The 18,639-nt window shown below is 66.6% G+C and carries 17 protein-coding genes and 1 pseudogene; 11 read left to right on the forward strand and 7 right to left on the reverse strand.

Annotated elements, in window-relative coordinates:
- Positions 1-179 precede the first annotated feature (179 nt).
- The 5 genes from M2299_RS04055 to M2299_RS04075 all read left to right on the forward strand — a co-directional run bounded on the left by M2299_RS04055 (position 180) and on the right by M2299_RS04075 (position 5,107).
- A complete protein-coding gene (locus M2299_RS04055; protein WP_280883921.1) occupies positions 180-404 on the forward strand; it encodes a hypothetical protein in 225 nt (74 codons plus the stop codon).
- A gap of 11 nt (positions 405-415) precedes the next feature.
- The gene (locus M2299_RS04060) at positions 416-670 is read left to right on the forward strand and encodes a hypothetical protein (RefSeq protein ID WP_089239227.1); all 255 of its coding nucleotides are present in this window, start codon (positions 416-418) and stop codon (positions 668-670) included.
- Between the two features lie 183 nt (positions 671-853).
- Entirely contained in the window at positions 854-1,243 is a 390-nt protein-coding gene (locus M2299_RS04065; RefSeq protein ID WP_099842022.1) for a DUF2946 family protein, read from the forward strand.
- 118 nt (positions 1,244-1,361) lie between these two features.
- Positions 1,362-3,500 carry a TonB-dependent receptor gene (locus M2299_RS04070; RefSeq protein ID WP_280883922.1) on the forward strand — a complete coding sequence of 713 codons (2,139 nt, stop codon included), beginning with the start codon at positions 1,362-1,364 and terminating at the stop codon, positions 3,498-3,500.
- Positions 3,501-3,511: 11 nt separating this feature from the next.
- Positions 3,512-5,107: a PepSY-associated TM helix domain-containing protein gene (locus M2299_RS04075; RefSeq protein ID WP_280883923.1), complete on the forward strand. Its 1,596-nt coding sequence runs from the start codon at positions 3,512-3,514 to the stop codon at positions 5,105-5,107.
- Here M2299_RS04075 and M2299_RS04080 read toward each other — a convergent pair.
- Positions 5,023-5,385: pseudogene (locus M2299_RS04080) on the reverse strand (MFS transporter); the annotation flags it as partial. The gene M2299_RS04075 and the pseudogene M2299_RS04080 sit on opposite strands and share 85 nt — an antisense overlap.
- A 154-nt stretch (positions 5,386-5,539) precedes the next feature.
- On the opposite strand from M2299_RS04080, the gene smqnr reads away from it, so the two are divergent.
- Positions 5,540-6,187 carry a SmQnr family pentapeptide repeat protein gene (gene smqnr / locus M2299_RS04085; RefSeq protein WP_025874060.1) on the forward strand — a complete coding sequence of 216 codons (648 nt, stop codon included), beginning with the start codon at positions 5,540-5,542 and terminating at the stop codon, positions 6,185-6,187.
- A 15-nt stretch (positions 6,188-6,202) separates the two neighbouring features.
- Here smqnr and M2299_RS04090 read toward each other — a convergent pair whose 3' ends face one another.
- Positions 6,203-6,886: a class I SAM-dependent methyltransferase gene (locus tag M2299_RS04090; RefSeq protein ID WP_100435895.1), complete on the reverse strand. Its 684-nt coding sequence runs from the start codon at positions 6,884-6,886 to the stop codon at positions 6,203-6,205.
- A gap of 117 nt (positions 6,887-7,003) precedes the next feature.
- On the opposite strand from M2299_RS04090, the gene M2299_RS04095 reads away from it, so the two are divergent.
- Complete coding sequence (locus M2299_RS04095) at positions 7,004-7,477, forward strand: hypothetical protein (RefSeq protein ID WP_280883925.1); 474 nt, start codon at positions 7,004-7,006, stop codon at positions 7,475-7,477.
- An 11-nt stretch (positions 7,478-7,488) separates the two neighbouring features.
- Here M2299_RS04095 and M2299_RS04100 read toward each other — a convergent pair whose 3' ends face one another.
- Together M2299_RS04100 and M2299_RS04105 are read right to left on the reverse strand one after the other, a co-directional pair.
- Positions 7,489-8,190 (reverse strand): hypothetical protein, encoded by a 702-nt coding sequence (locus tag M2299_RS04100; RefSeq protein WP_280883926.1) that lies wholly within the window; start codon positions 8,188-8,190, stop codon positions 7,489-7,491.
- Between the two features lie 73 nt (positions 8,191-8,263).
- Positions 8,264-9,652, reverse strand: coding sequence for a PLP-dependent aminotransferase family protein (locus M2299_RS04105; protein ID WP_280883927.1), 1,389 nt, complete (start codon positions 9,650-9,652; stop codon positions 8,264-8,266).
- Positions 9,653-9,785: 133 nt separating this feature from the next.
- Between M2299_RS04105 and M2299_RS04110 the strand changes: the two genes are divergently transcribed.
- The 3 genes from M2299_RS04110 (at position 9,786) to M2299_RS04120 (ending at position 12,537) form a co-directional block, all read left to right on the forward strand.
- On the forward strand, positions 9,786-10,649 hold the full coding sequence (locus M2299_RS04110; RefSeq protein ID WP_280883928.1) for a DMT family transporter: 864 nt from the start codon (positions 9,786-9,788) through the stop codon (positions 10,647-10,649).
- A gap of 79 nt (positions 10,650-10,728) precedes the next feature.
- Positions 10,729-11,610 carry an SDR family oxidoreductase gene (locus M2299_RS04115; protein ID WP_049467249.1) on the forward strand — a complete coding sequence of 294 codons (882 nt, stop codon included), beginning with the start codon at positions 10,729-10,731 and terminating at the stop codon, positions 11,608-11,610.
- A gap of 39 nt (positions 11,611-11,649) precedes the next feature.
- Entirely contained in the window at positions 11,650-12,537 is an 888-nt protein-coding gene (locus M2299_RS04120; RefSeq protein WP_099783056.1) for a LysR family transcriptional regulator, read from the forward strand.
- Between the two features lie 541 nt (positions 12,538-13,078).
- Here M2299_RS04120 and M2299_RS04125 read toward each other — a convergent pair.
- The 3 genes from M2299_RS04125 to M2299_RS04135 form a co-directional block, all read right to left on the reverse strand.
- Positions 13,079-15,172 carry a TonB-dependent siderophore receptor gene (locus tag M2299_RS04125; RefSeq protein ID WP_280883929.1) on the reverse strand — a complete coding sequence of 698 codons (2,094 nt, stop codon included), beginning with the start codon at positions 15,170-15,172 and terminating at the stop codon, positions 13,079-13,081.
- Between the two features lie 98 nt (positions 15,173-15,270).
- A complete protein-coding gene (locus M2299_RS04130; protein ID WP_218788817.1) occupies positions 15,271-16,656 on the reverse strand; it encodes a HAMP domain-containing sensor histidine kinase in 1,386 nt (461 codons plus the stop codon).
- On the reverse strand, positions 16,634-17,317 hold the full coding sequence (locus M2299_RS04135; protein WP_025874050.1) for a response regulator transcription factor: 684 nt from the start codon (positions 17,315-17,317) through the stop codon (positions 16,634-16,636). Before M2299_RS04135 ends, M2299_RS04130 begins: the two co-directional genes overlap by 23 nt.
- Before the next feature lie 152 nt (positions 17,318-17,469).
- On the opposite strand from M2299_RS04135, the gene M2299_RS04140 reads away from it, so the two are divergent.
- On the forward strand, positions 17,470-18,636 hold the full coding sequence (locus M2299_RS04140) for an efflux RND transporter periplasmic adaptor subunit (RefSeq protein WP_345782457.1): 1,167 nt from the start codon (positions 17,470-17,472) through the stop codon (positions 18,634-18,636).
- The last annotated feature ends 3 nt before the right edge of the window (positions 18,637-18,639 follow it).

Below are 18,639 nucleotides of genomic sequence, written 5' to 3' on the forward strand. Positions count from 1 at the left end.
CCGTTCGATACGGCTCTTCGCCCTCTCTCAACGCCCAACCCGGGCGCCATGCACAAGGAGTCCGCATGTCTGAAAACGAACCCGATGAAGCAGGCCTGTCCGATGCCGTGCTGATGCCGCGCACGACGGTCGCGACGTTCTCAATCGGTGCGACCACCTCCCGATAAAATACGACTGGCATGACGGACACCATCGACGAAGCGCAGGAACTGGAAGCGCGCTACCTGCAACGCGCCTTGGCCCAGCACGCAGTGCGGGCCGGCAACGTTGTTTCTCTCATACCTGCTGGGGAATGTCACAACCCGGACTGCAGCGAAGACTTCGAAAACGATCCGGCCAGACTGTTCTGTGGGCCTGCCTGTGCCGAGCGTTTTGAAGCCATCCATCAACACCGCAACGCATAGGAACAGGGGACATGTCTCTGAACAGCAACGACGCTGGCTTCACCGAACGCATCGCCGGGGTATCGGCCGAGCTCGCCGTATTGATGAGCCTGGTGGAGCACCATATCCATCTGCAGTTGGCCGACCTGGCTGACTCCGGGGATGTGGATGCACAGGAGCGGTTCGCGGTAGCCGATCCGGAGCGCTGGTTGGAGAACGCCCGCAACAGCCTGCAGGCGGGCGTCATGTTCCTGGAACGCGCTGTGCAGCAACCGGCGCGGTTCTAGCGTTGCCGCCAGGGGAGGGAAGGGGACGCTCACACCAGGCGCCCTTCCGTCCCCTGCGACACAATGTCGCAGGACCGGGGTGGCAACCCTGATCGTGGTCCAAGGTTGGCCCCGGGCTCGTAGAATGGCTGGGTGCGCCGCTCCGTTCTCCACCGCCGGTTCCAGACCCTGGCATGGCTTGCCATGCTGTTGGTGCTGTTCGCGCCTCTGGTGAGCCGCTGGCTGGTACATGGGCACGTTGTTGCGTCTGCCGCACCGGTGGCGGCCATGGACCACGCCGCACACACCCAGCACGCGATGGAAGGGCATCACGACCACCACGCGATGGCAATGCAGCATGGCGAAGCGACACCGAAGCCGCCGGCCGATCCACACGCCGACCACGAGATGGGCGTGGACTGTGATTACTGCCTGATTGCCGCACGACTGATCACCCTGCTGGTGGCGGCGCTGCTGTTGATGATTCTGCTGGCACCGGTGTGCCGCGCGCTGCGCGGTTCGGTGCAGACGTTGCCGCAGCGGATCTGCGGCACGTTGGGGGCGCGCGGGCCACCGGTGCTGCTGGCCGTCTGAGCGCTTTGCGCACGCGCTGATTGATTTTCCCGGGTTGCCAGGCGTGGCCCGGCACTACCGCGTGCGCCTTTCTTTCTGCTGCCTCGCAGTGCGGGGCGGTCTTGCATGCCGTGAACACATGAAAACCACCCCCAACTTCGCCCCGCTGCGCTGGGCGACGCTGCCCGCGTTGTGCGCATCCTTCCTTCAGGCGACGCCTGCGCTTGCTGCAGATGCCGTGCTGCCGACAACCCTGGATACCGTCCGCGTGGTCGATACCCGCAGCGGTTCGCTGTCCTCCACCGCCAATACCGGTTCGGCGCTCGGGCTGAGCGTGCTGCAGACGCCGGCCAGCCTGACGGTGATTTCACGCGGGCAGCTGGAACAGCGCGGCGATTCCAATCTCAACGACGCGATCACCCGCGCCGGCGCGATCAGTGCCATGCCCCATCCCGGCAACGGCCTGAGTGCGCTGTCCAGCCGTGGCTTCACCGATGGCGCCTCGGTGATGCGCCTGTACGACGGCCTGCGCCAGTACGGTGGTGTGGGCATCACCTTTCCGTTCGATACCTGGTCGATCGGGCGCATCGAGGTGTTGCGCGGGCCGGCCTCGGTCATCCACGGCGATGGCGCCATCGGCGGCGTGGTCAACATCGTGCCGAAGAAGCCTTCGCGCGGTGCCATCGAGAATGAGGTCAGCGTGACCCTGGGCAGTGAGGACACTGCGCGCCTGGGCTTCGGCAGTGGTGGCGCACTTACGCCCGAGTTGGCCTACCGCGTGGATGTCAGCGGCAACTACAGCAGCGGGTGGGTCGATCGCGGCCAGAACGGCGATGCCACGTTCTCTGCTGCGCTGCTATGGCAGCCACGGACGGACCTGCAGTTCACGCTGACCCATGCGCAGGGCTACCGGAAGCCGATGCACTACTTCGGTACGCCATTGATCGATGGGCGGCAGCTGGACGCGCTGCGCCACGAGAACTACAACGTGGCCGACAGCGTGATCCGTTTCCGCGACCGCTGGACCCAGCTCGATGCGGCCTGGACGCCGAACGACAACGTGGAATGGCGCACGCGCGTCTACCAGATCGACAGCCAGCGTGACTGGCGCAACGCCGAGGCCTATGTCTACAACGGGCGCACGGGCCTGATCGACCGCTCCGGCAACACCCAGATCACCCACAACCAGGACCAGACCGGACTGACCTCCACGCTGCGCCTGCTGGGCAATGCAGGTGGGCTGCCGAACAGCTTCGCTGTCGGCTTCGATGCCAACCGTGCGCATTTCAAGCACACCAACAACACCTATGCGGGCAGCTCGGGGCCGGTGGATCCCTTCAACCCGGTGCCCGGTGGGTTCAGCAGCGATGCTCCCAACCTGCCGCGCTACCGCAACAGCGCCGAACAGGTCGCGTTGTTCGTGGAAGACCGGCTGGAACTGAGCGAGCGCTGGTCGGTGCTCGCTGGCTTGCGCCACGATCGCGCCACGATCGACCGCAACGACCTGATCAGTGGCGAGCGTGCGTTCTCCAGGACCTACAACAGCACCGGCTGGCGCGCGGGCACGGTCTTCGCGGTGCAACCAACATTGACCCTCTATGCGCAGTACTCGCAGGCGGCCGACCCGGTCAGTGGCCTGTTGATGATCAGCCCGGCCAATGGCGTGTTTGATCTGGCCACGGGCAAGCAGGTCGAGGTTGGCATGAAGCAGGCCTTTGACGGAGGCGAGTGGACGCTGGCGGCCTATCGCATCCGCAAGACCGGCCTGCTCAGCCGTGACCCGTTGCAGCCCGACCGTCGGGTGCAGGTGGGGGCACAGACCTCAAAGGGAATCGAAGCTTCGTTGAACTGGAACTTCGCCCCGCAGTGGTCGCTGGATGCCAACGCGACCGTGCTCAAGGCCGGGTTCGAGGACTTCCTGGAAGCCACCGGCACGCCGGCGGTGATCGTCTCGCGGGATGGCAACGTGCCGCCGAACGTGGCCGAGCGCCTGGCCAACGTCTGGTTGAGCTGGCAGTTCCAGCCCGACTGGAGCGTGGCCAGTGGCGTGCGTTACGTGGGCAAACGCTATGCCGACAACGCCAACACGCTGCAGCTTCCGGGTTACGCCACCACCGACCTGGCCCTGACCTGGCAGGCCGCGCCGCGCACACGGCTGACCGCGCGCGTGTTCAACGTGTTCGACAAGGCGTACTACGCCACGGCGTACTACACCAGCACGCAGTGGCTGCTGGGCGCAGACCGGCGCGTCGAGTTCAGCCTCGACCATCGCTTCTGAGGACGCAGGCCATGTCGTTGCGATCCACCGCCAAACGCTGGACCTACCTGACGCATCGCTGGCTGGGCATCGGCGGGTGCCTGCTGATGCTGCTGTGGTTCGTCAGCGGCATGGTGATGCTGTTCGTCGGCTACCCGAAGCTGACGCCAGCGGAGCGGTTGGCCGCGCTGCCCGCATTGGCCGACGCGCGCGGTTGGCAGGCACTTTCCGTGTTGCCGGAAGCCGTTCGACAGGCGCCTGAGCGGGTCGTGTTGACGACGCTGCGTGGCGAGCCCGCCTACGTGGCGCGCTCCGGCGCGAACGCGGGCGCGTGGTCGGTTCTTACCGGACAGGCATTGCCGCCGGTATCGGCGCAGTTGGCCGAGGTTTCCGCCTCGCAGTTCGCCGGCGGCCCTGCCTTCGTTGGCGCCATGCCGCTGGATGAAGACCGCTGGACGCATTCGCGCGCGCTGGATCCGCATCGACCGCTGTATCGCGTCGGCGTCGGCGGCGCACAGCCCGGTGATGTCTATGTGTCCTCGCGTACCGGCGAAGTCGTGCTGGATGCGCCGCGTCTGCAGCAGCGCTGGAACTATGTGGGTGCGTGGTTGCACTGGCTGTACTTCCTGCGCATGCAGTCGGTGGACCCGGTATGGACCTGGACGGTGATCGTGCTGTCGGCGCTGTGCACGGTGGCCGCAATCAGCGGGATCGTGGTCGGCATCTGGCGCTGGCGGTTTCGCGGGCAGTACCGGTCCGGGTCGAAGACGCCGTACCAGGAGCCGTGGATGCGCTGGCATCACCTGATCGGCTTGATGGCGAGCGCATTCGTGTTCACCTGGATCTTCAGTGGATTGATGTCGATGAATCCGCTGGGAGTGTTCAGCAGCTCTCGTGCCTCGCTTGACGTTGCGCGCTATCAGGGCGTGGTGCCGGTGGATACAGGTGTCATTGCGCAGCCGGCTGCGCTATTGGCTGCAGTGCACACGCCGCTGTTCGTGCCGGTCGAGATCCAGTGGCGACGCATCGGGGGTGAACTTTTCGCGGTGGTGCTCGATGGCAATGCCGATTCGCGCGTGGTCAGGGAGCGGGGCGACGCACTGCAGGTGTCCACTGCGTTCGGTGCAGAATGGTTGCGGGGCAGGGTCGCGGCGATGTCCGACGCGCGGCTGCGCGGATTCACCATTCTGCAGGCGCCCGATGCCTACTTCTACCCACGCGCTGCAGAGGCGATGAACGGCGCCGCGGTACGTCGCTTTCCGGTGGCGATGGCTGATTTCGGTGACGCTGAGGCAACCCGCGTCTATGTCGACCTGGCTACCGGCGATCCGCTGTTGACGCTGGGCACGCGCGAGCGCGCAGGTCGCTGGCTGTTCTCCTTCCTGCACAGCTGGGACTTGCCGGCAATGCTGCGGCAGCACAGTGCGCGGCTGGTCGTGCTGCTGCTGCTCAGCCTGGCAGGCACCGCGTTATGTGCAACGGCAACCGTCATCGGCTACCGGCGGTTGCGCATGACATTCCGGCACAAGCGCCGCCATGCGCATCACGCCCGCAGCCAGCGCGTCGACACCGCCACCAGCAACAGCGCCATCGCCACACCGACAAAGGCGGCGATGAGGCCGAAGTGATTGGCGGCGAAACCGATCAGCGCCGGGCCGGCAAGAATGCCGGCAAAGCCGAGGGTGGACACGGCGGTGATGGCGATCGCCCGCGGCATCCGGTTCTGGCCGCCAGCCAGCGAGAACAGCGCCGGTGCGATGGTGGCGCAGCCCAGGCCGGCCAGCACATAGCCGACCAACGACACCTGCCATGGCGTGACCAGGGTGAGCACCAGCACGCCGGCGCAGGCCAGCAGCGCACCGGTCAAGATCGCCCTCTGCCGGCCGATGCGCTCTACCAGGTTGTCTGTGCGTTAATGTGCAGTATCTGGCGTTGGTGGCGGCTCGTAGGGACGCCTGTACACACTGCGGCTGCAGCGCTGGTGAATCGCGCGCGAGTTGGTGCTGTCCATCGCCTTTCCAGCGCGGCATCATGGCAAGGCACCCGGCACGGAACCCTGCATGCCCTCCACTGTTCACCATAAGCTGCGCATCGGCGCCGATCAGTTCACCGGCCAGAAGGTGGTCGACCAGCAGTTCCTGGAATGCGATTTCTCCGGCGCTGACCTCACCGCCACCGAGTTCGTGAACTGCGTTTTCTACGATGCCGACACGCGCACCGGGTGCCGTTTCAGTGGTGCCACGTTGAAGGAAGCCAGCTTCTGCCAGTGCGACATCAGCATGTGCAATTTCAACTTCATCAAGGCGCTGGGGCTGGAAATCAGCGAATGCCGCGCACAGGGTGCCGATTTCAGCAACGCCAGTTTCATGAACCAGATCACCACGCGCAGCTGGTTCTGCAGTGCCTTCATCAAGAAGAGCAACCTGCGCTATGCCAACTTTTCGCGGGTGACGCTGGAGAAGTGCGAGCTGTGGGAGAACCGCTGGGACGGTGCCAACGTGAGCGGCGCCAGTTTTGCAGGGTCGGACCTGTCCGGCGGCCAGTTCGATGGCGTCGACTGGAATTCCGCCAACTTCACCGATTGCGACCTGACCAACTCCGAACTGGGCGAATTGGACCTGCGCAGCACCAACCTGCGTGGCGCCACGCTCGATGTGCAGCAGGTCGCGCTGCTGATGCAGCGGATCGGCATCACCGTGGTGCCATGAGCGTGCGTCGCGGCGCTACACCGGTGTGGCCGGCGCATGTGCCACCCAGCCCTTGAAGCTGAAGCCGGCGTAGAACAGTTCCACGTTCTCGAAGCCGGCCTCCTGCAGCAGCGCCACTTCCTGTTCGGGTGAGAGCAGCGGCAGGCGCTCGGCGATCGCCTCGGCTGCGCGCTGTGTATCGGCACGTGGAATGCCGGAAGCCTCGGCGAACGCGGCGTAGCGCTGCAGCCAGCGATGCTTGCCTGCCGCGTCCTGCGGCACGCTGTGGTGGGCCACCACCAACGGCGCACCTGCGCGCAGCCGTTGCCGCAGTTCGCGCAGGGTGTGCAGGCGCTGTTCAACGGTGAGGAAGTGCAGGGTCAGCAGGCAGGTGGCGCCGTCGAAGACGGTGCGCGGGGCATCGTCGATGTAGCCTTCCAGCAGCGTCACCTGGGCCATCAACGGCCCCAGGGTCTGTTCGGCCAGCGCGAGCATTGGCGCGGCAGGATCGACGCCGAGCATCCGCCATTGCGGGTGCGCTTCTGCGAAGGCCTTGAGCTCCAGACCGCCGCCTGCGCCGAGCACCAGCACCTGGCCATCATCGGGTACGTGTTCGGCCAGCAGCAGGTGGCTCATCTGCTGCAGTCCGAGGAAACCGGGTACCTGCCGTAGTGGGCCCTCCGCGTAGCGGGCCACGGCGTGGGGATCGGAGAAGGACATCGGAAGGATTCCTGCGGCAATGGCGAACATCCACTTTACCGTGCTCGGCAAGTGTCGATTGCACAGTGGCCCGCCTTTGCTTAAGGTCTGCGCCTGCATGCATTCAAGAGATCGGGAATGGACCCTCGCAGCCCCGCGATGCCATCGGCGGAAGCCTTCGAACTGGCGCTGACAATGCTGGGACGGGAGGGCGTGGATGAGGAGCAGACCGAGCGGGCGCTGCTCGCGCTCGGCAGCGAACACTGGCAGATGCGCCGCCTGCTGGTGTGGTTGCCTGAAGCCTTCGCCATGGCCCTGATCGGTCATATGGAACTGGGCGTGCAGCTGCCCGGTACCTTCACCGCCTCCGACGCACAGGGCGACCTGCATGAACTGCCGCTCGACCGTGAGCCTGTATTCGCTGCCGGTCTCCAGCGCGCCCTCGTCATGTACCACGAAGGTCCACGCGCCGCATTCCGGGCGATCTGCCAGCGCAGTTCGTCGCTCAATGCGATCGACAACGCCTTGAATGCCGGCGCCGATCTGCAGGGCGCCGCGCTTTCGGGTCCGGAGCTTCTGGACATCCCGGCAGAGACCTACCTCGCCCATTGAGCCCGGGGTTTTCAGGGCGCGGGCTTCATCCCGTCTGCTTCCAGGCGATACAGGCCGGTCAATCGCCAGTCATCGTGTACACGCTGCAGCCGGTACTCATGGATGCGGACGCTGGAGCGGCGCTGTTGCGCGGTACGTATGGACGCTGCGTCGCCGAGGATCTGCACGGCCAGGACCTGTTTCAATTCCGGATCATGCGCTGACTCGACGCTGGGCCGGCGCATGACAGTGCGAGAGGTGCCCGGCAGGGCATAGTGCTCCACCAGCTTCGCGTACGAGGCATCGGCCAACGCCTGGCCGCGCGATGGGCCATGCTCTGCTACCCATGCAAGCGAGGCCTTGTTCCATTCCAGGAAGTCGGACTGGAAGGCGCGCATGCGTACGACCGGCGTGCTGCCGCCCAGATCCAGCGCGCTGCGTTCGAAAACAAGAAGCGGCAGAACCTCGCCGAACCCCACGTCGCGGCCATAGCGGAAGATGCGTTCGGCCTGCAGCCTGCCATTGCAAAGCAGGGCGACGCGACCGGGCCTGCTGGAATGAACCATCAAGTGCCGTTGAAAATAGCCCTGTACCGGCTCGGCTTCCGTGTTGGACGCCCCCGGCGCGGTGATCTGCAGTTGGCAGTTGCCATCCGTGGGCGCATAGCCAGCGATCTGCAGCGAGCCGTCGGGTGGCCCGAACGTGACGCAACCACTGGCCAGCCCGCAGACCAAGGTGATGCCGATCCATCGACGCATGCGGGCGCTCCTTGCCTGGATGGCTGGCAGGATAACGCACTCGGATGCTTCAGCTGTGCTGCTGCAACGCCTTCCCAAGCACCTGCCAGATCTTCGGGTCCTGGCACTGCGACACATTGAAGCGCACGTAGTCGGCAGCCCGCTGCGACTGGCTGAAGGCATTGCCCGGCGCCACCACCACGCCTTCGCGCAGGCACTGCCTGGCCACCGCCGATGCATCACGACCATCGGGCAGCCGGCACCACAGGAACAGCCCTGCATCGGGTTGCAGCCATGGCGTGATGCCGAGCTTCTGCACCTGCCGCAGCGTGTGCTTGCGCGCATCGGCCAGGCGCGTGCGCACCGCCTGCATGTGGCGGCGGTAGCCACTGTCGGTCAGTGCGATCTGCATCAGGTGCGCAGCCAGGTGCCCACCGCCGAAGCTGGTGGCCAGCTTCAGATCGGTCAGTGCCTCGATCCAGTCCGGGCGCGCGGCGATGTAGCCGCAGCGGGATGCCGCGGAAATGGTCTTTGAGAAACTGCCGACATGGATCACCCGCGACAATCCATCCAGCGCCGTCAGCCGCGGCGCCGGGCGCAGCTCGAAGTCGGCGAAGATGTCATCTTCGATGATGATCAGTTCGCTGTGTTCGGCCAGGCCCAGCAGGCGGTGTGCCGTGGTCGCCGACAGCACCGCGCCGGTCGGGTTGTGCAGCCCGGCGTTGGTGATGTACAGGCGTGGCGCGTGTTCCTGCAGCGCGCTGGCAAACACCTGCAGGTCCGGCCCAGTGTGCGTGTACGGTATGCCGATGGCCTGCACCTGATGGGCCTTCAACATCGCGTGGTAATTGAAATAGCTCGGGTCGTCGACCAGCACGCAGTCACCGGGCTTCAGCAGGAAGCGGCAGATCAGGTCGACCGCGTGCGTCCCCGATTCGGCCAGCAGCAACTGCTCCATCGACGCGTCGATGCCCAGCGTGGCAGCGCGTCGCTGCAGTGTCTGCCGCAATGCCGGCAGGCCCAGCGGTCCTGCATAGTCCACCAGCTGCGCGGAGTCGGCGCGGGCCATGCGGCGCAGGCCGCGGCGCAGGCCATCGTGGTACAGCCAGTCGCTGGGCATCCAGCCGCAGCCAGGCTTGAGGTGTCCCGGCGGGGTTTCCAGCGATTGCCGTGATACCCACAGCGGGTCCACCGCGCGATCCAGCCGCGGTTCCATTTCCGCCAGCGCCAGTGGTGCCGCCGGGCCAGCCACGTAGAAGCCGGAGCCGGCGCGCGCGGCGATCACGCCTTCGGCGGCCAAGCGTTCGTAGGCCTCGACCACGGTGGACACGGAAACGCCCATCGCCGTGGCCTGCGCGCGCACCGAGGGCAGGCGGCTGCCCGGGCCATCCAGGCGCGAACTGATGCGGGAGCGGACGGCGTGGATGACGCTGTCGATGCGGCTGGGCGGTCGGGACATGCGCGTGACTGTAAGGGGATTGTGGGCAGTACAGTTACTTGTGACTGTACTGGATTGTAGCTGTGTATCGCCCGTGCCCGGTGGCCCAATGACGGGCACGGCCGGCCATTGCCCGGCATTTCTGGAGCAGGGTGTGGAACGGTCGGCAAGCGGGTGGATCAATGGCTTCATCGGTGTGGTGATCTTCGCCGGCTCGTTGCCGGCCACCCGCCTGGCAGTGATGGAGCTGGACGCCAGCTTCGTCACCGCCGCACGCGCCAGCATCGCCGCGTTGCTGGGGCTGGTGCTGCTGCTGGCATTGCGCCAGCCCCGCCCGGTCAGAAGCGATCTGCCCGGTCTGGTGCTGGTCAGCCTGGGCGTGGTGGTGGGCTTCCCGTTGCTGACCGCGCTTGCCCTGCGCCACGCCTCCTCGGCACACACCATCGTGTTCCTTGGGCTGTTGCCGCTGAGCACGGCGGTATTCGGCGTCCTGCGCGGCGGTGACCGGCCACGCCCGGCGTTCTGGGTGTTCTCGCTGCTGGGCAGCGCCTGTGTGGTCGGCTACGCCGCGCGCAACGGCATCGAAGCCTCACTGCAGGCCGACCTGTTGATGCTGGCAGCGATCGTGGTGTGCGGACTTGGCTATGCCGAGGGCGGCCGCCTGGCCCGGCATCTGGGTGGCTGGCAGGTAATCAGCTGGGCATTGCTGCTGGCATTGCCGGTGATGCTGCCGCTGATGGTGGCGATGCGCCCGGCCTCGTTCACGGCGGTGGCCGCGTCGGCCTGGTGGGCGCTGGGGTACGTGGCGGTGTTCAGCATGCTGGTCGGTTTCCTGTTCTGGTATCGCGGCCTGGCCCAGGGCGGTATCGCTGCGGTCGGCCAGCTGCAGCTGCTGCAGCCGTTCTTCGGCCTGGCGCTGGCGGCGCTGCTGCTGCACGAGACCGTCAGCGCCGGTATGTTGCTGATGACCGTGGCAGCGGTGATCTGCGTGGCCGGTGCCCGCCGCTTCAGCCGATGACGCGCGATAGCGTCGGCGTATCGTGGCGTGCCGCCAACAGTATTGGCCGGGGCCGGCGCGCTTGGTTGAAGCTGTGCCGATGAAACCCAATTCCAGTATCTCGTTCGAAGGCCAGGTGGGCCTGGTAACCGGTGCCGCCGGTGGCCTCGGCCTGGCCTACAGCCGCCTGCTGGCCCAGCGTGGCGCGCACGTGGTGATGCATGACGTGGGCGCCGCGACGGACGGCACGGGTACCGATCCGCAGCGCATCGCCCAGGCGGTGGCAGCACTGCATGCCCAGGGCCTGCCGGTCGAAGCCGCCAGCGGCCCCATCAACCAGCGCAGTGGTTGCCACGCGCTCGTGCAGGACATCCTGCAGCGGCATGGTCGCCTGGACTTCATCATCCACAACGCCGGCTGGGTGGCCTACGCCGGTATTGAAGTGGTGGAAGACGATGCGCTGGAGCAGATGCTGTGCCTGGCGGCGAAGACACCGCTGTGGCTGGCACAGGCGGCATGGCCTGCGATGCGTGCTGCCGGCGGCGGCCGCATCGTGCTGACCACCTCCGATCGCGCGCTGTACCCGCAGTATGCGCAGCGCGGCCTGTGCGGCTACGCGATGGCCAAGCTGGCTGCGCAGGGGCTGGTCAATGTGCTGGCCCTGGAAGGCGCCGAGCACGGCATCGTCGTCAACGCGGTGTCGCCGGTGGCCAAGACCCGCATGTGGGGCATCGACGGGGAACCGGATGAACTGCATCCAGAGGCAGTGGCACCTGGGGTCGCCTTCCTTGCCTCTACGCGGTGCCGGCAGGGTGGCTGGACCCTGCGGGCCAGCAACGGCCAGTTCCATGCACTGCGATTGCAGGAAGCCGAACACGTGGCCTATCCGCGCGACCTGCGTGCGGTGGCAGCGGACAGCATCGAATCGGTGGCCCTGCAGTGGCCGGTCATTGCACGGCCGAGTGTCGACGCACGCGGTTGAACGCGTACCCTAGGCAGGTCTCCACCTGCCTGCGATGAAATGATCGATCTGCGCCTGCTCCGCCAGTTCGTGGCGGTGGCCGAAGAACTGCACTTCCATCGTGCTGCTGCACGCCTGCACATGTCGCAGCCGCCATTGACGGCGGCGATGCGGCGCCTGGAAGACGAGGTGGGTACCGGGCTGATCGTACGCGGCAACCGCACGCTGGGCCTGACCGCAGCGGGGCAGACGCTGCTGGTGGAGGCGCGTGCAACCCTGCAGCACGCCGAACAGGCGCTGCAGCGCACGCGGGAAGCGGCGGCAGGGCAGACCGGCAGCCTGCGTGTCGGCTACGTCGGCAGCGCACTCTATGGGCGCCTGCCGGCACTGATCCGCCAGTTCCGCCATGCGTTTGCGCAGGTGCAGCTGCATCTGCACGAAGCCACCTCGCGGCAGCAGCAACAGTGGCTGCGCGAGGGACGCATCGACCTGGGCATCCTGATTCCGCCGATCATTTCCGCAGAGCTGCATCTGCAGGCGTTCGACCATGATCGACTGGCCATTGCCCTGCCGCGCGCACATCGGTTGGCCGCACGGCTACGGCTGGATGTCGCCGCGCTGGTGGACGAGCCGTTCGTTTCATGGCCGTCGGCCGAAGGCATCGGCTTCCACGCGCAGGTGCTGGGCCTGTGTACTGCTGCCGGCTTCACGCCACGGGTCGTGCAGGAAGCGCAGGGCATGCACGCAGTGCTGTCGCTGGTGGCCGTGGAAGCGGGCGTAGCGATCGTGCCGGCCAGCATGGCCGGGTTCCGTCCCGAAGAAATCGTCTATCGACCACTGGATGGCGGCAACGCTGCGTTCGAGTTGCAGTTCTGCATGCGCCCGGAATCGCCTGCGCCGGTGCTGCAGAATTTCCTGGCGATGGCAGCGCAACCGGTAGTGTCGTGATTGCCAGCTGAGCATCTGTGCTGCGTGCAGTGGCGGCACGCTGATCCGCGGTGAGTATGCCTGCGGAGTGTGACTCTGCCTGCAGTTCTGCCCTTGGAAATCGCACCTGCGGCAAGCCTGAGGCGCGGGCGCGGACAACCCCTGCATACCACCCCGGCGACAGCAATCAGCATGTCCCCGTCGGCCATCATCGGCCGGCTGGGATTGGCGTCCCATAATCAACTCTGGCACGTGATCGGCAGGCGCACGGATGGCGCCTGCGGATCTCGTGACCTGCTGTCCGTGGTGGGCGATGTGTGGGGATCACAATGATCCGCCGGTCAGTCCCAGAGTTGTCCTGTACGCCAACCCGCATCGCCCGCCGCCTGTTCGTGGTCAGCCACGAATGCGCTGATGGCGCTTGCCTCGGGGGTGGCAATGCGCGTCGTGCATGGGGAGCGGCGGCGGGCGGTGCATCTGCGCACCTGCGTAACGTGTGGCCAGCACGCCAGCAATGGGGTGCTGGCTGTGCTGCTGCGGCGGTCGTTGGCCGTTGCCGTGCTCAGAACCGATAGCTGATGGTGCCGGTGACCACGCGCGGGTAGCCGGCGAAACAATCGCCGAAGGTGCGGCACGGCGCGTAGTAACGCTTGTCGGTGAGGTTGGTGATGTTCAAGGCCCAGGTCCAGTTGGTCACCTGCACTTCCACCAGCGCATCGGCCAGGGTGTAGCTGGGGGTGATGACGCGGCCGCCGTTGCCCAGCGACACCGTGTTGCCGACATGGCGGACACCCAGGCCGAGTTTCATCCGTGCGGCGTCATCCAGCTGGAAGCCCTTGGATACCCAGGCCGAGGCTAGGTCCTGCGGGGTGTCGTTCAGGCGTTCGCCCACTTCCAGTGCGAAGTTGCTGCGGCTGACTTCGGCTTCGTTGCGCGCGTAAGCCGCAGTGACCGTAAGGTCGTTGGCGAACTGGAACTGGCCCTCCAGCTCCACGCCCTTGGAACGGATCTGGCCGGTCTGGACCACGTTCAGCACGTTGTCCGGATCGTTGGTCTGGCGGTTGGTCTCGGTGATGCGGTAGGCGGCCAGGGTCAACAGCATGTTGCGGGCCGGCTGCCACTTGATGCCACCTTCGGCCTGGCGTCCGCGCATCGGCTTGAAGGCATTGCCGAACAGATCCTGGCCGGACACCGGCAGGAACGATTCGCTGTAGCTCAGGTACGGCGATACGCCGCCGCCGACGTCGCCGATCAGGCCGGCGCGGTAGGTGGTGGCATCGTCGGTCTGGCTGGGCTGGCCTTCGGTCTTCGAACGAGCATGGTCGCGACGCGCACCCAGCACCAGCGACACGCGATCAGCCCAGCGGATCTGGTCCTGCACATACACGCCCAGCTGGGAAGACTCCTGGTCCGGCTGGCGCTCCCAGCCACGTACCGTCGGGGCGGTCGATACCGGTGCGTAGACGTCGATGGGCGTGCCGGTGGCATCCAGCCGCTGCAGCTGCTCCTTGTACTGGCTGTAGTCCACGCCGGCCAGCAGCAGGTGCTGGAAGGCGCCCGTGGCGAAGTCGAACTGCACCGCGTTGTCGGCGCTGATCACCTGGATGTCCGGCTGCGTGCCGTAGGCGGTGCGGTTGACCACGCGCCGGTCGGCATCGATGAAGGGGTTTTCCGGGTTGCTGTAGCTGTCCACATACAACTGCTGCAGGGTGGTCTTGCCGTCGATGTAGCGCATCGCCGAGCGCAGGCTGACCGCATCGTTGAAGCGATGATCGAACAGGGCGGTCAGGCTGTACACGCGCGAATCGATGCGGTCGAAACCGGCATCGCCGATGAAGGTGGTCGGATCCAGGCGGCGACCGGGCGCTGCGTGCAGGGTGGCGGCCAGCGGCAGGAACTGCTGGCTGGAGCCGGTCTTGTCGTGCTGGTAGCTGGCCAGCAGGGTCAACGTACTGCGTTCACCGCGCCAGCTGATCGAGGGTGCCAGATACACGCGGTCGTCCTTGAGGACATCGGTCTGCATGTTCGATTCGCGGACCAGACCGACCAAACGCCCGGCAATCGTGGCGTCGTCATTCAGCGCACCGCCGATGTCGCCCTGCAGCTGCCGTCGATCGAAGCTGCCCAGCTGCAGGCCGACGTCACCGCTGGCGGCGCCGAAGGTCGGACGCTTGCTCATCGCGTTGATGATGCCGCCGGTGGCACCCGCTCCGTACAGCACCGATGACGGGCCGCGCAGCACTTCCACCCGTTCCAGGCCGTATACCTCCGGGCGTGCCAGCGGGCTGAAGCCGTAGCTGCGGCGCAGGCCGTCCTGGTACTGCACCGGGTCCAGGCCGCGTACCGAACTGGCGTCATTGCGGGTGTCCAGGCCCCAGGCTTCAGCGGTGACACCGGCGCTGTAGCGCAGCACTTCCTGCAGGTTGTGTGCGCCGCGATCGGTGAACAGCTGCTGGGTGACCACGCTGATCGCCTGCGGCGTCTCGGTCAGGGCGGTGTCGGTCTTGGTCGCGGTGCTGGCGCGCTCGGCCACCACGGTCACCTTGTCCAGGGTCCGGGCCGCAGTGCCGTCCTGGGCCTGGGCGATGGCCGACGCCAGCAGGGTGGGCAGGAACAGCGTGTACAGCAGCGGGCGGCGCGACGTCAGGGCGGGCATCGTGGGGAATCCGGGGAGGGCGGTGACGGCGGATTATCCGGATGCTCGCTCCCAAATACAAATGATTCCCAAATGCACTTGGCGGTGATGAGCCCGCTTCAGGGCAGGCCGTCTGCGGCGCCGCGGATGCTCATCCAGGCGCCGCCGCCGGGCGCGCTGCCGGCGCGGACACGGAAGCCGTGCAGCCCGGCAATGGCGGCCACGATCGACAGCCCCAGGCCAAAGCCGGGCCCTTGCCCGGCACTGCTGCTGCCGCGGAAGAAGCGCTGGTAGATCAAGGTGCGGTCCTGCGGCGGGATGCCCGGCCCGTTGTCGATCACATCGATCCGGGGCGCGCCGTGGTCGTCCACCGCGCGCAGCAGGATGCGCCCGTGCGCAGGCGTGAACTGCAGGGCGTTGGACAGCAGGTTGGCCACCGCTTCGAACAGCAGTTCGCGGTCGCCGCGCAGCATGCCGATCTGCGGCGCCACCTGCAGCTGCAGATCCTGTTGCTTCTCTTCGGCCAACGGCAGGTAGAACTGGTGCAGCTCCTGCAGCAGGTCGGCGATGTCGACCTCGTCAAAGGCCGAACGGCGCTGGTGGCTTTCCAGCTCGGACACGCGCAGCAGGGCGGCGAAGCGCGCCATCAGCATGTCGGTCTCCGCCAGCGCCTTGTCCAGCGGGTCCGCATGCGGGTCGTGCTCGTCCAGGCCCACGCGCATGCGGTAGAGGTGTGCACGCAGGCGCGTGAGCGGTGTGCGCAGGTCATGCGCGATGCTGTCGCACACGCCTTTGACCTCGGTCATCAGCTGTTCGATGCGTTCCAGCATGGCATTGACGATGCTCGACAGCCGATCGATCTCATCGCGTCGGTTGGATACCGGCAGGCGTTGCCCGAGGTCGCCGGCAATGATGCGGTTGGTGGCCGCTTCGATCTGCTGGATCCGCTTCAGTGGGCGCCGGCGCAGCAGATGCCAGCCCACCAGCCCGGGGATGACGGTCAATGACACGCCCCACAGCAATGCATCGAGGATGATGCTGTTGACCGCCATCAGCTTGCCGTTCTGGCGCACGAACACCAGTGTCCGGCCATCCCGGGTCACCACGCCGAGCGCGCTGCCACCGCTCTCGTGGCGGCCATCAACCAGCGTCCAACCCGCTACCTGATGCGAGTTGCCATCCAGCGGCAGTCCTTCGGGGATGGCCGTCAGCGGGCCCGCCATCGCCACGCCGGCCTTGTCGAACAGCCCGTACGTATACACCTGGTGCAGGTCGAAGCGCTGGCTGTCGCGCAGCGCGTCATCCAGCGCCGGGCCGTCGAAACTCATGAACAGATGGGCGCGCTGCTGCAGGCCCGATTCGGTCAGGTCGTTCAGGTAGTCCGAGATGCGCCAGTACATCACGCCCAGCAGCAGGCTGGACCAGGCCACGAACAGGATGCAGTACAGGCCCAGCAGGCGGCTGCTGGATGAGCGCCAATGGTCAGGATTGCGCGTCGAAGACATAACCGGTTCCACGTACGGTCAAGATCGGCTGCGGCCGGCCGGGTTGTTCGATGCGTTTGCGCACCCGGCCGATATGCACGTCGATCAGGTTGGTGCCCGGGTCGAAGTGGTAGCCCCAGACTTCCTGGAACAACATGGTGCGGGTGACCACCTGGCCGGCATTGCGGACCAGGAATTCCAGCAGCTTGAACTCGGTCGGCAGCAGGTTGATCTCCTGGCCGCCACGGCGCACCGAGCGGCTCATCAGGTCCAGTTCCAGGTCGCCAGCGCGCAGCACCTTGTCGCTGGCAGCGGCCTGGCCCTGGCGCCGGATCAGCACTTCCACGCGCGCGGCCATTTCATCGGAGGCGAACGGCTTGGTCAGGTAGTCGTCGCCACCTGCACGCAGGCCACGCACGCGTTCATCCACGTCCGACAGCGCACTGATCATCAACACCGGCGTGGCGATGCCTTCATGGCGCAGCGTGGTGACCAGGGCCAGCCCGTCGATGCCGGGCAGCATGCGGTCCAGAGTAATCACCGCGTAGTCGCCTGAACGTGCCAGCGCCAGGCCACTGCTGCCGTCGCTGGCCAGATCCACCTCGAAGCCGTGGCTGCGCAGCTCGGTGGCGATTTCCTCCGCGGTGACAAGGTCGTCCTCGATGGTGAGTACGCGCGGCATGGGCCACTTTGCAGATTGGGACCTGCGCATCCTCGCAACCGTAGGCGTGCACTGCAAATGAAAAATGTTTCATGCGTTTTTCGCTGGATCGCAGCGCGCTGTCTTCTATATTCGGCGCCGAACGCTCCCCCCGCGCGTGGAACCTGCTGCCGATGACCCTTCCGTACTTCTCCCTGCCTGCCGCGGGCTGGCGCCGGCCGCTGCTGGTGCTTGTCCTGGCTACCCTGCTGGCCGGCTGCGGCAAGGACGCGCCCAAACCGGGCAAGGCGACGCCGGAAGTGACCGTGCTGACGCTGCAGAACCAGACGCTGGCGCTGCAGCAGGAACTGCCGGGACGCACCATTGCCTCGCAGGAATCGGATGTACGCCCGCAGGTGGACGGGGTGCTGGTGAAGCGCCTGTTCGAGCAGGGGCAGCTGGTGAAGGCCGGGCAGCCCCTGTTCCAGATCGAGCCGGCGCTGTACCAGGCCGCCCTGAACGAGGCGCAGGCCAACCTGAAGACCGCCGAAGCGGCCGCCGTGACCGCTCGCCTGCGGGCGCAGCGGATGCAGGCGCTGGGCAAGGACCAGCTGGCCGCGCGCCAGGACGTGGACGATGCCATCGCCAGTGGCCAGCAGGCGGCTGCGGCCGTGCAGGCTGCGCAGGCAGCGCGCGATACCGCCAGTACGCGGCTGGGTTTTGCCACGGTCACCGCACCGATTGCCGGTCGCATCGGGCGTGCGCTGTTCACCCCGGGGGCGCTGGTGACATCCGCCCAGGCCGATCCGCTGGCGCGGATCCAGCAGGTCGACCCGATGAACGTGGACATCACCCAGTCCAGCAACGAGTACCTGGCGCTGCGTCGCGCCATTGCCGAGGGGGGCGTGCAGGCCAACAGCGCGCCGGTGCGGCTGCGCCTGTCCGATGGCACCGACTACCCGCTGCCGGGCACGCTGGAATTTGCCGACATCGATGTGCAGCAGGAGACCGGCAGCATCACCCTGCGCGCGCAGTTCCCCAACCCCGAGGGACAGCTGTTGCCGGGCATGTACGTGCGCGCGCAGGTGGGCCAGGGCACGCAGCAGCAGGCGCTGCTGGTACCGCAGTCGGCGGTGGACCGCAGTGCCAAGGGCGAGGCGCAGGCCTGGCTGGTCGACAAGGAGGGCAAGGCGCGGCTGCGTACCTTCCGCACCGCCCGCGCGGTCGGCAACCAGTGGCTGGTGCTTGATGGCATCAGCGCTGGCGAGCAGGTGGTGGTGGCGGGGGCGCAGGGCCTTGCCGACGGCATGCCGGTGCGTATGAAGCCCGCGCCCGTGGCTGCGCCGGCCGGAAAGGACTGAGCG

The sequence above is a fragment of the Stenotrophomonas sp. 1278 genome (assembly GCF_029892765.1).
Taxonomy (GTDB): Bacteria; Pseudomonadota; Gammaproteobacteria; order Xanthomonadales; family Xanthomonadaceae; genus Stenotrophomonas; species Stenotrophomonas indicatrix.

Coding starts and splice junctions, on each gene's coding strand:
- M2299_RS04055 (WP_280883921.1), top strand. CDS start 180: ATGACGGACACCATCGACGAAGCGCAGGAACTGGAAGCGCGCTACCTG.
- M2299_RS04060 (WP_089239227.1), top strand. CDS start 416: ATGTCTCTGAACAGCAACGACGCTGGCTTCACCGAACGCATCGCCGGG.
- M2299_RS04065 (WP_099842022.1), top strand. CDS start 854: ATGCTGTTGGTGCTGTTCGCGCCTCTGGTGAGCCGCTGGCTGGTACAT.
- M2299_RS04070 (WP_280883922.1), top strand. CDS start 1,362: ATGAAAACCACCCCCAACTTCGCCCCGCTGCGCTGGGCGACGCTGCCC.
- M2299_RS04075 (WP_280883923.1), top strand. CDS start 3,512: ATGTCGTTGCGATCCACCGCCAAACGCTGGACCTACCTGACGCATCGC.
- smqnr (WP_025874060.1), top strand. CDS start 5,540: ATGCCCTCCACTGTTCACCATAAGCTGCGCATCGGCGCCGATCAGTTC.
- M2299_RS04090 (WP_100435895.1), bottom strand. CDS start 6,886: ATGTCCTTCTCCGATCCCCACGCCGTGGCCCGCTACGCGGAGGGCCCA.
- M2299_RS04095 (WP_280883925.1), top strand. CDS start 7,004: ATGGACCCTCGCAGCCCCGCGATGCCATCGGCGGAAGCCTTCGAACTG.
- M2299_RS04105 (WP_280883927.1), bottom strand. CDS start 9,652: ATGTCCCGACCGCCCAGCCGCATCGACAGCGTCATCCACGCCGTCCGC.
- M2299_RS04115 (WP_049467249.1), top strand. CDS start 10,729: ATGAAACCCAATTCCAGTATCTCGTTCGAAGGCCAGGTGGGCCTGGTA.
- M2299_RS04120 (WP_099783056.1), top strand. CDS start 11,650: ATGATCGATCTGCGCCTGCTCCGCCAGTTCGTGGCGGTGGCCGAAGAA.
- M2299_RS04125 (WP_280883929.1), bottom strand. CDS start 15,172: ATGCCCGCCCTGACGTCGCGCCGCCCGCTGCTGTACACGCTGTTCCTG.
- M2299_RS04130 (WP_218788817.1), bottom strand. CDS start 16,656: ATGTCTTCGACGCGCAATCCTGACCATTGGCGCTCATCCAGCAGCCGC.
- M2299_RS04135 (WP_025874050.1), bottom strand. CDS start 17,317: ATGCCGCGCGTACTCACCATCGAGGACGACCTTGTCACCGCGGAGGAA.
- M2299_RS04140 (WP_345782457.1), top strand. CDS start 17,470: ATGACCCTTCCGTACTTCTCCCTGCCTGCCGCGGGCTGGCGCCGGCCG.